Below are 12,004 nucleotides of genomic sequence, written 5' to 3'. Positions count from 1 at the left end.
TCTGGTAGCTCGTCGGGCTCATAACCCGAAGGTCGTCGGTTCAAATCCGGCTCCCGCAACCAAACATCAAAAAAGGCTACTCGAAAGAGTGGCCTTTTTTGTGTGCGTCGATTTTTACAACCCCATCCTCTGGCAGCACCTCTCCCGTCAGCGGCTGAAAACAGTGCAAAAGGAAAACCCTTTGCGCTTCTGGCACTTACCCCACCCAACCGACCGTTCGCCACTTATTTGCGCTTATTTGACCCAATAGACCATTAACGGTTGACACTCAAGCGATCGCCTGTAGAATGCCGCCACACAGACGCGGGATGGAGCAGTCTGGTAGCTCGTCGGGCTCATAACCCGAAGGTCGTCGGTTCAAATCCGGCTCCCGCAACCAAACATCAAAAAAGGCTGCTCGAAAGAGTGGCCTTTTTTGTATCTGTCGAAAATGCCCTTTCGCAACAATGATCTGGCAATGTGTGCCGCGCTGTCGACGGTCAATCGGAATCATCTCGGCGCAGGCTATGCTGAGTCGCAGGCAATACTCTCTACTGCTGGTTGCGCGCAGTCGTCCAGTTACGATGAGACGCGTTAATATTTGAAATTATTTTTTTCATAGGGATTGGTAACTTGGCTGGATACCCCCATCCTGTCGCGCACAATCCAAGAGGTGATTGATGCGCGCCAACTCGTCTGATCCACAAGACACCGTCACAGCGACCCAACCGATTACAGCCACTCGCCTGCGCTGGCTGGAGCTGTTGAGCAAATACCGTCAACCCATCGGCCTGGCAGTCACTCTGCTGCTATTCTCGATCGCGCTGATTGCCTGTCGCCACCTGCTGAGCGAACTCGATCTGTATGCCCTGCACGACTCAATCCTGGAAGTGCCGAAGCCGGCCTTGCTCGGTGCATTAGGGGCGACCATTGCTGGCTTCATCATTTTGCTGGGCTATGAGTGGTCAGCCAGCCGTTATGCCGGCGTGAAATTGCCGCCGCGCACGCTGGCCCTGGGGGGATTCACCGCGTTCGCCATCGGCAATGCCATCGGTCTTTCGCTGCTCTCCGGCGGTTCGGTGCGTTACCGCTTGTATGCACGCTTTGGCCTGGGGGCCTCTGATGTCGCGCACATGACGCTGTTCGCCAGCCTTTCACTGGGTTGCGCCCTACCACCACTGGCAGCCCTGGCGACGCTCAGCAACCTGCCAGCAGCCGCTGCTGCGCTGCACCTGTCCGAATCCCTGCTGGCCGGGATTGCCCTCACAGTGCTGATTCTCGGGGCGGTGCTGGCGATCGGCATCTACCGTCGCCGTCTACCGGAACAACCATCCCCGGACAACTTGCTGGTCCGTGTCGGGCGCCGCACCCTGCGCCTGCCAAGCCGCCGCCTGACCCTCCTGCAGCTGGTGATCACGGCGCTGGATGTGGCCGCTGCCGCCACCGTGCTCTATCTATTGCTACCTGAAGCGCCACCCTTCGGCGCCTTCGTACTGATCTACCTGTTGGCGCTGGCTGCCGGTGTACTCAGCCATGTGCCCGGCGGCGTCGGGGTGTTTGAAGCCATTTTGCTGGCAGCCTTCGCCGACAAGCTCGGTGCCGCGCCACTGGCGGCAGCCCTGCTGCTGTATCGCCTGATCTACGTGGTTCTGCCACTGCTGGTGGCCTGCCTGTTATTGCTGATCAGCGAAGCACAACGGCTGTTCCAGTCTCGCCAATCGCTGCGGGTAGCCTCGGGCCTTGCTGCGCCAATCCTCGCGGTACTGGTGTTCCTGTCCGGTATGGTTCTGCTGTTTTCCGGTGCTACACCGGAAATCGATACCCGTCTCGAAGCCATCGACTTCCTGGTCCCGGACCGTTTGATCGATGCCTCACATTTCGGTGCCAGCCTGATCGGCGTACTGTGCCTGCTCCTGGCACAGGGGCTGCGACGCCGCCTGTCCGCAGCATGGATGCTGACCATGGTGATGTTGCTGGTCGGTGCTCTGCTTTCACTGCTCAAAGGCTTCGACTGGGAAGAAGCTTGTCTTCTGACACTGATCGCCTGCCTGCTCGGCGTGTTCAGGCGTTCGTTTTATCGCCCGAGCCGCCTGACCGAGTTACCGTTTTCACCACTTTATCTGGTCGCCAGCCTCTGCGTACTTGGCGCATCGACCTGGCTGTTACTGTTTGCCTATCAGGACGTGCCCTACAGTCATCAACTCTGGTGGCAGTTCACCCTCGACGCCGATGCTCCGCGCGGTTTGCGCTCGTTACTCGGCGCCGCGGTGCTGCTGGTGGTAGTGTCGCTGACCTGGCTGCTACGCACTGCACGCCCGGTGATCCATCTACCGACCGCCGAAGAGCTCGACAAGGCGGTAAAAATCCTTATGTCCTCAGCCCAACCGGACGGCGGCCTGGCCTTGACCGGTGACAAGGCGTTGCTCTTTCATCCCAACAACGACGCATTCCTGATGTACGCCCGTCGCGGTCGCAGCCTGGTAGCGTTGTACGACCCGATTGGCCCGACCCAGCAACGGGCCGAGATGATCTGGCAATTCCGCGACCTTTGCGACGTCCATCACGCCCGCCCCGTGTTCTATCAGGTGCGCGCCGAAAACCTGCCGTATTACATGGACATCGGCCTGTCGGCAATCAAACTCGGCGAGGAAGCCCGGGTCGATCTGCAGCGCTTTGATCTCGAAGCCAAGGGCAAAGAGATGAAGGACCTGCGTTACACTTGGAACCGTGGCACACGGGACGGCCTGTCGCTGGAAATCCACGAGCCGGGTCAAGCCCCCATGGATGAATTGAAAGTCATCTCCGATGCCTGGCTGACCGGCAAGAACGTGCGCGAGAAAGGGTTTTCCCTTGGCCGTTTCAGTGATGATTACATCAAGCATTTTCGCGTTGCGATTATCCGTTTCGAAGGGCGCCCGGTAGCGTTTTCCAACCTGCTTGAGACTTACGGCCATGAACTGGCCAGCCTCGACCTGATGCGCGCCCATCCAGATGCGCCCAAACTGACCATGGAGTTCATGATGGTCGGCCTGATTCAACATTATAAAAGTCATGGATATGCACGTTTCAGCCTGGGCATGGTCCCATTGTCGGGGCTTCAACCCCGTCGTGGCGCACCACTGACTCAGCGCCTCGGCTCGATGGTGTTCAGCCGTGGCGAGCAACTCTACAACTTCCAGGGTTTGCGTCGCTTCAAAGACAAGTTCCAGCCTGACTGGGAACCCCGTTACATGGCCGTGCCCGCCGGACTCGATCCGCTGGTGGCGCTGGCCGATACCGCCGCCCTGATTGCGGGCGGCTTGACTGGATTGGTGAAACGCTGATGATTCAACGCTCCTGGCGGTATTTACTGGCCACTCTGGTGGCGCTTGCCCTGCTCCTCGGTGGCGGCTATTGGTTCTGGAACCGCCCAGCGCCAGAGCCGACACTTGAACACCTGGCACAAGCCGATGGCTCGACAATGACTCGCGTCGTTCCTGGTACCACTGCGCGCGCGCAAGTGGTCGTGGCAGTGACCGATGAACAAAAGCTCAGCGATGCACAACTGCTGACCCTGGCCCGTGGCGGTGCTGCGCAGATTGTTCAAGTCATCCTGCCTGCCGACTGCACGTTGCAGGGCAGCGCACTGCAGTCAGCCATGAAACAACTCAACGGTCCAGCCACCCTGGTCAGCGGTATCGGCCCTGGAGCAATTCTGGCCTGGCGCTGGCTGTCCGAGCAAACCAATGACAAGGCCCAGGCCGTGTCCGTGGACCTGGCACTGGAAAAGCCCGGCTGCACCCATCTGCTGCCCAAAACCGCAGCTCACGGTCACTGGCTGGTGGCCTGGAACGACAACCCTGACGACACAAGCGCAGGCTTTGTCCGCGATCAACCCAACGCCGAAACCAGTATCAGCGACTACGATATCCACTTGCCGCAAGTCCTGAACAATGAGTTACGCAAGATCCTCGTCGGTTCAGACAAGGGCAATGGCGGGCTGAATATCCCGGTGGTCGAAGTACCCGCCGGACAGGCAAAAGACACGGTGACCCTGTTCCTGTCGGGTGACGGCGGCTGGCGCGACCTGGACCGTGATGTGGCCGGCGAAATGGCCAAGATTGGCTACCCGGTGGTCGGCATCGACACCCTGCGCTACTACTGGCAGCACAAGAGCCCGGAGCAAAGCGCCACTGACCTCGCCGAACTGATGCAGCACTATCGCCAGAAATGGGGCACCAAACGCTTCGTACTGACCGGTTACTCCTTCGGCGCCGACGTATTGCCGGCCATTTACAACCGTCTGCCAGAAGCCGAGCAGCAAAGGGTTGACGTTATTATCCTGCTGGCCTTCGCCCGCACCGGCAGCTTCGAAATCCAGGTCGAAGGCTGGTTGGGCAACGCCGGCAAAGAAGCCGCCACCGGCCCGGAAATGGCCAAGCTGCCAGCAGACAAAGTGGTATGCATCTATGGCGCAGAAGAAGTCGACGAAAGCGGTTGTACCGAGAAGACCGCAGTGGGTGAAGCCATGAAACTGCCTGGTGGCCACCACTTCGACGAAAACTACCCGGCCCTGGCTCAACGCCTGGTCGATGCGATCGAGAAGCGTCAGGGCAAGACCAAGGTCGCTGAAGAGTGATCTGATCGCCCACAAAAAAGCCCCCGCTGCCGCAAGGCAACGGGGGCTTTTTTTGGGGGGGCTTACATTTCGACCTGAGTACCCAGTTCGATCACCCGGTTCACCGGCAACTTGAAGAACCGCAGGTTACCGTTGGCGTTCTTCAGCATGAAAGCGAACAACCCTTCACGCCAACGGGCCATGCCTTCGAGCTTGGAAGCGATGACCGTCTCACGGCTGAGGAAGTAGGTGGTGCGCATCGGGCTGAAGTCCAGCTCATCGAGATGGCACAGCTTCAGGGCTTCTGGCACATCCGGTTCGTCGATAAAGCCGAAGTGCAGGATCACCCGGAAGAACCCCTGACCATAAGACTCCACCTCGAAACGCCGTTGCGCAGGAACTCGCGGAGTGTCCTCGTTCTGCACAGTCAGCAACACTACCTGCTCATGCAACACCTGGTTATGCAACAGGTTGTGCAATAAGGCATGAGGTACCGCATCCGCCCGGGCCGTGAGGAAAACCGCCGTACCTTGCACGCGATGGGGCGGCTGCACACTGATACTGCTGATAAATATCGGCAACGGCAGGCCACCTTCGTCCAGACGATCCACCAGCAACTGCTTGCCGCGCTTCCAGGTGGTCATCAGGATGAACAGCACAATCCCCGCCAATACCGGAAAGGCACCGCCCTGAATGATTTTCGGCACGTTGGCGGCGAAGAACAGCCCGTCCACCAGCAGGAAGCCGATCAGGATCGGTACCGTCAAGATCGGCGGCCATTTCCACAGCAACAACATCACCGCCGCAACCAGAATACTGGTGATCAACATGGTCCCGGTCACTGCCACGCCGTAGGCCGAAGCCAGCGCACTGGAAGACCCGAAGCCGAGCACCAGCAGGATCACCCCGACCATCAGCGCCCAGTTCACCGCACCGATATAGATCTGGCCTTTTTCAGCGCTGGAGGTGTACTGGATGTGCATGCGCGGTATGTAACCCAGCTGGATCGCCTGAAGGGTCAGGGAGAACGCGCCGGAGATAACCGCCTGGGAAGCAATCACCGTGGCCAGGGTCGACAGGATCACCAACGGAATCAGCGCCCAACCCGGTGCCAGCAGGTAGAACGGGTTCCGCGCCGCTTCCGGGTTTTCCAGCAGCAATGCGCCCTGGCCGAAGTAGTTCAGCACCAGCGCCGGCAGCACAAGGGCGAACCAGGCACGAGCGATCGGCTTGCGACCGAAGTGGCCCATGTCCGCATACAAGGCTTCAGCACCGGTCAGGGCCAGTACCACCGCTCCCAGAATCGCCAGGCCCACGCCCGGATGAACGCTGAAGAAGCGCACGCCCCACGCCGGATTGAGCGCATGGAGCACTTCGGGATGCTGGACGATGCCATGAACGCCCAGCACACCCAACAGGACGAACCACAACACCATCACCGGCCCGAACAGCTTGCCGATTCGGTCCGTGCCGTGCTTCTGGATCAGGAACAATCCGACCAATATGATCAGTGACAGCGGCACAACCCAGCGTTCGAGCCCATCGAATGCCAGCTCCAGACCTTCGACTGCTGACAATACCGAGATCGCCGGGGTGATCATGCTGTCACCGTAGAACAGCGAGGCGCCGATCAGACCGAGAATCACCAGCACCATCCGCAGCCGCGGATAGGGCGCAGCCGCGCTCCGGGCCAGCGCAGTAAGGGCCATAATCCCACCCTCGCCCTGGTTGTCAGCCCGCAGAATGAACAGCACGTATTTGATCGAGACCACCCAGATCAGCGACCAGAAAATCAGCGCCAGAATCCCCAATACTCCGTCATGACTGACCGCAACCCCATAACCGCCGGAAAACACCTCTTTGAGGGTGTACAAGGGGCTGGTGCCGATATCGCCGTAAACTACCCCGACCGCCGCCACCAGCATTCCCAAGGGCCTCGCCCCGGAATGCTCAGAGCCCACCGCCTGACTACTTGCCTGACCCATCAACCACTCCTACTACTCAGACCCGGACTTCTTTGAAAGAAGCACTATGCTTTGCCGTGCAGCATGCGCTGTTTTTCTTATCGTTACAGTCGATTTGTCGACCGTAGAAACTCTCTATCGCGCGACGCGGCGAAGCATAGCGCAGCAGTCGTCGCATTTCCCTGCATAAAGCTGGTCAAGTGCGCTGCCCATCGCTAGAATTGCGCACTTTTTGATCAGAGGCGCGCCAAGCGCCCGTCCGTCGCCTTGCCGCTCACGGCTGGAGGCGTCACAAAACACCGAGGTTAGACATGTCCACCACAACGCCAGCCAACCCCAAAGTTGGCTTCGTATCCCTGGGTTGCCCGAAAGCACTGGTCGACTCCGAGCGCATCCTTACCCAACTGCGCATGGAAGGCTATGACGTCGTGTCCACGTATCAGGACGCCGATGTCGTGGTGGTCAATACCTGCGGCTTCATCGACTCGGCCAAGGCCGAGTCCCTGGAAGTCATTGGTGAAGCCATCAAGGAAAACGGCAAAGTCATCGTTACCGGTTGCATGGGCGTCGAAGAAGGCAATATCCGCAACGTTCACCCAAGCGTGCTTGCGGTGACCGGTCCGCAGCAATACGAGCAAGTGGTCAACGCTGTACACGACGTCGTGCCGCCGCGTCAGGATCATAACCCGCTGATCGACCTGGTACCGCCGCAAGGCATCAAGCTGACTCCGCGTCACTACGCCTACCTGAAGATATCCGAAGGCTGCAACCACAGCTGCAGCTTCTGCATCATTCCCTCGATGCGCGGCAAACTGGTCAGCCGTCCGGTCGGTGATGTGCTCGACGAAGCCCAGCGCCTGGTCAAATCCGGCGTCAAAGAGCTGCTGGTGATTTCTCAGGACACCAGCGCCTACGGTGTCGACGTCAAATATCGCACCGGCTTCTGGAACGGCGCACCGGTGAAAACCCGCATGACTGAACTGTGCGAAGCGCTGAGCAGCCTCGGCGTCTGGGTTCGCCTGCACTATGTTTACCCGTACCCGCACGTCGACGAGCTGATCCCGCTGATGGCCGCCGGAAAAATCCTGCCGTACCTGGACATCCCGTTCCAGCACGCCAGCCCGAAAGTGCTGAAGGCGATGAAACGCCCGGCCTTCGAAGACAAGACCCTGGCACGCATCAAGAACTGGCGCGTGATCTGCCCGGACCTGATCATCCGTTCGACCTTCATCGTCGGTTTCCCCGGCGAAACCGAAGAAGACTTCCAGTACCTGCTCGACTGGCTGACCGAAGCCCAGCTCGATCGCGTCGGCTGCTTCCAGTACTCGCCAGTTGAAGGCGCACCGGCCAACGACCTGAATCTGGACGTGGTACCGGATGACGTCAAACAAGACCGTTGGGAGCGCTTCATGGCGCACCAGCAGGCCATCAGCTCGGCGCGCCTGCAAATGCGCGTCGGCCGTGAAATCGAAGTACTGGTCGATGAAGTCGACGAGCAAGGCGCGGTCGGCCGTTGCTTCTTCGATGCCCCGGAAATCGACGGCAACGTGTTCATCGACAACGGCAGCAACCTCAAGCCAGGCGACAAGGTCTGGTGCAAAGTGACCGATGCCGACGAATACGACCTGTGGGCTGAACAGATCTAAACGCAAAAAATACGAAAAGCCCTGCTCTCTTCACGGGATGCGGGGCTTTTTTACGTCTATCGTTTTGTTCAGCAAAAGGATTTCACCTCACACACAGCACAAGGGGCAGGCGGGCATGCGCCATCATTCGGTCATCCACACACCGAAACACAGCGACTACGAAGAACTGACCCGGGTCTGGGAGGCATCGGTGCGTGCTACTCATGACTTTTTGCCGGACAGTTACATCGACCTGCTGAAAAACCTGGTGCTCACCCGCTATCTGGATGCCGTCATGCTGATCTGCACCCGCGACCGACGCCAGAACATCACCGGGTTCGCCGGTGTCGCGGCGGGCAAGATCGAAATGCTCTTTATCGCCCCCGAACACCGTGGCGAGGGCCTGGGCAAACAACTGCTGCGCTATGCCCTGGAACACCTCAACGCCGATGAACTGGACGTCAACGAACAAAACCCCCAAGCCTTGGGCTTTTATTTCAAACAGGGCTTCGAAGTCATAGGACGCTCGGATCACGACGGCATGGGCCAGCCCTATCCGCTACTGCATATGCGCCTCAAACAGGCAAATCAGCGGGCCCGGCGCGGCTAAAAAACACACGCTTTAAATGGACCCGCGATTAACCGGCGCCAGGCAGGTACAATGGGCGCCCTCTTTTGTTACGGCCCCTGTCATGACTGACCCGATTCGTCTCTCCAAACGCCTGATCGAACTCGTCGGCTGTTCCCGTCGGGAGGCTGAGCTGTTCATCGAGGGCGGCTGGGTAACGGTGGACGGCGAAGTCATCGATGAGCCGCAGTTCAAGGTCGACACGCAAAAAGTCGAGCTCGACCCCGAAGCCAAGGCCACTGCACCGGAGCCGGTGACCATCCTGCTGCACGCGCCGGCGGGTATGGATGCAGAAAGCGCCATGCAATTGATCGGCCCTGAAACCCTGAGTGAAGAACACCGCTTCAGCAAACGCCCACTCAAGGGGCATTTCCTGCGCCTGACCGCCAGCCCCGACCTGCAAGCCAACGCCAGCGGGCTGCTGGTATTCACCCAGGACTGGAAGATCCTGCGCAAACTCACGGCCGATGCCGGCAAGATCGAGCAAGAGTATGTGGTCGAGGTCGAGGGCGAGATGGTCGCCCACGGGCTCAACCGCCTGAACCACGGCCTGAGCTACAAGGGCAAGGAACTGCCGGCGGTCAAAGCCAGCTGGCAAAACGAAAACCGCCTGCGCTTCGCGATGAAAAACCCCCAGCCGGGTGTCATCGCTCTACTCTGCCAGGCCGTCGGCCTCAAGGTCGTTGCCATCCGCCGCATCCGCATCGGCGGGGTTTCCATCGGCAAAGTACCGATGGGCCAATGGCGCTACCTGTCGGCCAAAGAGAAGTTCTAAGGCTGCCACACACTTTGGCGTCGCAGCTCCCTGCGGCGCCCACAGCTGAATGATCAGGACTGCACACATGATTCATAACGACGTACTGCGCAGCGTGCGCTACATGCTCGACATCAGCGACAACAAGGTCGTCGAGATCATCAAGCTCACCGGTTTCGAAGTCAGTAAAGAAGACCTCGTAACCTACCTCAAGAAAGACGAGGAAGAAGGCTATGTATTCTGCCCGGACGAGGTCATGGCGCATTTCCTCGACGGCCTGGTGATCTTCAAGCGTGGAAAGGACGAAAGCCGTCCTCTGCAGCCAATCGAGCTGCCGGTGACCAACAACATCATCCTGAAGAAACTGCGGGTGGCCTTCGAACTGAAGGAAGACGACATGCACGCGATCCTCAAGGCCGCCGAGTTCCCGGTATCCAAACCCGAGTTGAGTGCGTTGTTCCGCAAATTCGGCCACACCAACTACCGCACCTGCGGTGATCAACTGCTACGCAACTTCCTGAAAGGCCTGACCCTGCGCGTTCGCGGCTGATTACCCTGGTTTCAGGTGGCGACTCTGAGCCACCTGAAACCTTATGACTGCTCATTGCGCTGCACAATAATGGCTCCACTGGCCATCAGCCTGGCGAGCACCGCCGGGGCTTACATGACCGGGAACATCATTCCACTCGATGGTGAGTTCAGTCTCTGAGATTGGCGGCGGGGCCATAGCGCTCTGTCAGTCACCACCGATCCAGAGGTCGCTCGGGTTATGATGCCCACCCTCACCCCCGCCTCGATCCAGACCATGACCTACAGCGTTTCCCCCATCGGTTTCGTGCGCTCCTGCTTCAAGGAGAAATTCGCCATTCCGCGCCAACCGCAACTGGCTCCTGCCGCTCGCGGCGTTCTGGAACTGGTGGCGCCGTTTGATCAGGGCGATGCCGTGCAAGGGCTTGAGCAGGTCAGTCATGTCTGGCTGCTGTTCCTGTTCCATCAAGCCCTGGAAGACAAACCACGGCTCAAGGTCCGCCCGCCCCGCCTGGGTGGCAATAAATCCATGGGTGTATTCGCCACCCGCGCCACCCATCGCCCGAACGGCATCGGCCAGTCAGTGGTCAGGCTGGACAAAGTCGAGGCCAATCGCCTGTGGATCTCCGGCATCGATTTGCTGGACGGCACCCCTATTCTCGATATCAAGCCTTACGTGCCTTATGCGGACATCGTCAACACGGCGTCCAATAGCATCGCCAGCGCCGCGCCGGACCTTATCCCGGTGCAGTGGACGGACTCCGCCTTGCAACAGGCTTACGAGCACGCTCAGCGCCTGCAAGAGCCTTTAGTTGAGCTGGTCGAGCAGTGCCTGGCCCAAGACCCACGCCCGGCTTACCAGATTCCTACAGCGGAACGCGAATACGGCGCGCAGTTTTGGGATCTGGACGTGCGCTGGCATTACCCCGAGCCCGGCCTGATCCGAGTGCTGGAAGTCATCCCCGCCGAATAAATCGCCAGAAACCAAAAAGCCCGCGCTGCCTTCTCAGGCAACCCGGGCTGATCGTTCCCACGCTCTGCGTGGGAATGCCTCCGGTGACGCTCTGCGTCACAAGAGCTAAAGGCTTACTTCTCGACGAACGCGCGCTCGATCAGGTAGTCACCCGGCTCACGCATACGCGGAGAAACCTTCAAACCGAAGCTGTTGAGCACTTCGCTGGTTTCGTCGAGCATGCTCGGGCTGCCGCACAGCATGGCGCGGTCGTCCTGCGCATTGATCGGCGGCAGACCGATATCGCTGAACAGCTTGCCGCTGCGCATCAGATCGGTCAGACGACCTTCGTTCTCGAACGGCTCGCGGGTCACGGTTGGGTAGTAGATCAACTTGTCACGCAGCGCTTCGCCAAAGAACTCGTTCTGCGGCAGGTGCTCGGTGATGAACTCGCGGTAAGCGACTTCGTTGACGTAACGCACGCCGTGGCACAGGATCACTTTTTCGAAACGCTCGTAGGTTTCCGGATCCTGGATGACGCTCATGAACGGCGCCAGACCGGTACCGGTGCTGAGCAGGTACAAATGCTTACCAGGCTTCAAATCGTCCAGCACCAGGGTGCCAGTCGGTTTTTTGCTGATGATGATCTCGTCGCCTTCCTTCAAGTGCTGCAGCTGGGAAGTCAGCGGACCATCCGGGACCTTGATGCTGAAGAACTCGAGATGCTCTTCCCAGTTAGGGCTTGCAATCGAGTAAGCGCGCATAAGCGGGCGGCCGTTGGGCTGTTGCAGGCCGATCATCACGAACTGACCGTTCTCGAAGCGCAGGCCCGGATCGCGGGTGCACTTGAAGCTGAACAGAGTGTCGTTCCAGTGATGAACACTGAGGACACGCTCGTGGTTCATGTTGCTCATGTACGGGGACTCCTGGGAATTTATCTGCGCATACTCTGCGCCTGCTCTGCAAAAAATGAGCTG

9 protein-coding genes, 2 tRNA genes and 1 pseudogene (1 of these 12 cut by a window edge) are annotated in these 12,004 nt (G+C 59.2%); 10 read left to right on the top strand and 2 right to left on the bottom strand.

Annotation, left to right across the window (positions count from 1 at the left end; all coding sequences use genetic code 11):
- From AC07UI_RS11415 to AC07UI_RS11400, 4 genes are all read left to right on the top strand, one after another.
- Positions 1–62 (top strand) — tRNA-Met (locus AC07UI_RS11415); it begins 115 nt to the left of the window's first position.
- A gap of 240 nt (positions 63–302) precedes the next feature.
- Positions 303–379, top strand: a tRNA-Met gene (locus AC07UI_RS11410).
- A gap of 280 nt (positions 380–659) precedes the next feature.
- Positions 660–3,302, top strand: a complete 2,643-nt coding sequence (gene mprF / locus AC07UI_RS11405; RefSeq protein WP_494992599.1) for a bifunctional lysylphosphatidylglycerol flippase/synthetase MprF — start codon at positions 660–662, stop codon at positions 3,300–3,302.
- The gene (locus AC07UI_RS11400) at positions 3,302–4,597 is read left to right on the top strand and encodes a virulence factor family protein (RefSeq protein WP_494992598.1); all 1,296 of its coding nucleotides are present in this window, start codon (positions 3,302–3,304) and stop codon (positions 4,595–4,597) included. Before mprF ends, AC07UI_RS11400 begins: the two co-directional genes overlap by 1 nt.
- A 62-nt stretch (positions 4,598–4,659) precedes the next feature.
- Here the strand turns inward: AC07UI_RS11400 and AC07UI_RS11395 are convergent, their stop codons facing one another.
- Complete coding sequence (locus AC07UI_RS11395) at positions 4,660–6,501, bottom strand: potassium transporter Kup (RefSeq protein ID WP_494992772.1); 1,842 nt, start codon at positions 6,499–6,501, stop codon at positions 4,660–4,662.
- 350 nt (positions 6,502–6,851) lie between these two features.
- Between AC07UI_RS11395 and rimO the strand changes: the two genes are divergently transcribed.
- The 6 genes and pseudogenes from rimO (at position 6,852) to tsaA (ending at position 11,048) form a co-directional block, all read left to right on the top strand.
- A complete protein-coding gene (gene rimO / locus AC07UI_RS11390) occupies positions 6,852–8,186 on the top strand; it encodes a 30S ribosomal protein S12 methylthiotransferase RimO (protein WP_494992597.1) in 1,335 nt (444 codons plus the stop codon).
- Positions 8,187–8,301: 115 nt separating this feature from the next.
- Positions 8,302–8,775 (top strand): GNAT family N-acetyltransferase, encoded by a 474-nt coding sequence (locus AC07UI_RS11385; protein ID WP_494992596.1) that lies wholly within the window; start codon positions 8,302–8,304, stop codon positions 8,773–8,775.
- Between the two features lie 82 nt (positions 8,776–8,857).
- Positions 8,858–9,568, top strand: a complete 711-nt coding sequence (locus AC07UI_RS11380; protein ID WP_494992595.1) for an rRNA pseudouridine synthase — start codon at positions 8,858–8,860, stop codon at positions 9,566–9,568.
- A gap of 67 nt (positions 9,569–9,635) precedes the next feature.
- Positions 9,636–10,097: a YehS family protein gene (locus AC07UI_RS11375; protein WP_494992594.1), complete on the top strand. Its 462-nt coding sequence runs from the start codon at positions 9,636–9,638 to the stop codon at positions 10,095–10,097.
- A gap of 69 nt (positions 10,098–10,166) precedes the next feature.
- A pseudogene (locus AC07UI_RS11370) lies at positions 10,167–10,256 on the top strand (3-oxoacyl-ACP reductase); the annotation flags it as partial.
- Positions 10,257–10,352: 96 nt separating this feature from the next.
- Positions 10,353–11,048 (top strand): tRNA (N6-threonylcarbamoyladenosine(37)-N6)-methyltransferase TrmO, encoded by a 696-nt coding sequence (tsaA, locus tag AC07UI_RS11365; RefSeq protein WP_494992771.1) that lies wholly within the window; start codon positions 10,353–10,355, stop codon positions 11,046–11,048.
- A 113-nt stretch (positions 11,049–11,161) separates the two neighbouring features.
- On the opposite strand, the gene fpr is transcribed toward tsaA, so the two are convergent.
- Complete coding sequence (gene fpr, locus AC07UI_RS11360; RefSeq protein ID WP_494992593.1) at positions 11,162–11,941, bottom strand: ferredoxin-NADP reductase; 780 nt, start codon at positions 11,939–11,941, stop codon at positions 11,162–11,164.
- Between the last annotated feature and the right edge of the window lie 63 nt (positions 11,942–12,004).

This window comes from Pseudomonas sp. GW821-FHT04C07 (assembly GCF_059420325.1).
Note: the sequence above shows the minus strand (reverse complement) of the source record. Positions and strands in the feature narration are given on the sequence as shown.

Coding starts and splice junctions, on each gene's coding strand:
- mprF (WP_494992599.1), top strand. CDS start 660: ATGCGCGCCAACTCGTCTGATCCACAAGACACCGTCACAGCGACCCAA.
- fpr (WP_494992593.1), bottom strand. CDS start 11,941: ATGAGCAACATGAACCACGAGCGTGTCCTCAGTGTTCATCACTGGAAC.
- AC07UI_RS11375 (WP_494992594.1), top strand. CDS start 9,636: ATGATTCATAACGACGTACTGCGCAGCGTGCGCTACATGCTCGACATC.
- AC07UI_RS11385 (WP_494992596.1), top strand. CDS start 8,302: ATGCGCCATCATTCGGTCATCCACACACCGAAACACAGCGACTACGAA.
- tsaA (WP_494992771.1), top strand. CDS start 10,353: ATGACCTACAGCGTTTCCCCCATCGGTTTCGTGCGCTCCTGCTTCAAG.
- AC07UI_RS11380 (WP_494992595.1), top strand. CDS start 8,858: ATGACTGACCCGATTCGTCTCTCCAAACGCCTGATCGAACTCGTCGGC.
- AC07UI_RS11395 (WP_494992772.1), bottom strand. CDS start 6,501: ATGCTGGTGGCGGCGGTCGGGGTAGTTTACGGCGATATCGGCACCAGC.
- AC07UI_RS11400 (WP_494992598.1), top strand. CDS start 3,302: ATGATTCAACGCTCCTGGCGGTATTTACTGGCCACTCTGGTGGCGCTT.
- rimO (WP_494992597.1), top strand. CDS start 6,852: ATGTCCACCACAACGCCAGCCAACCCCAAAGTTGGCTTCGTATCCCTG.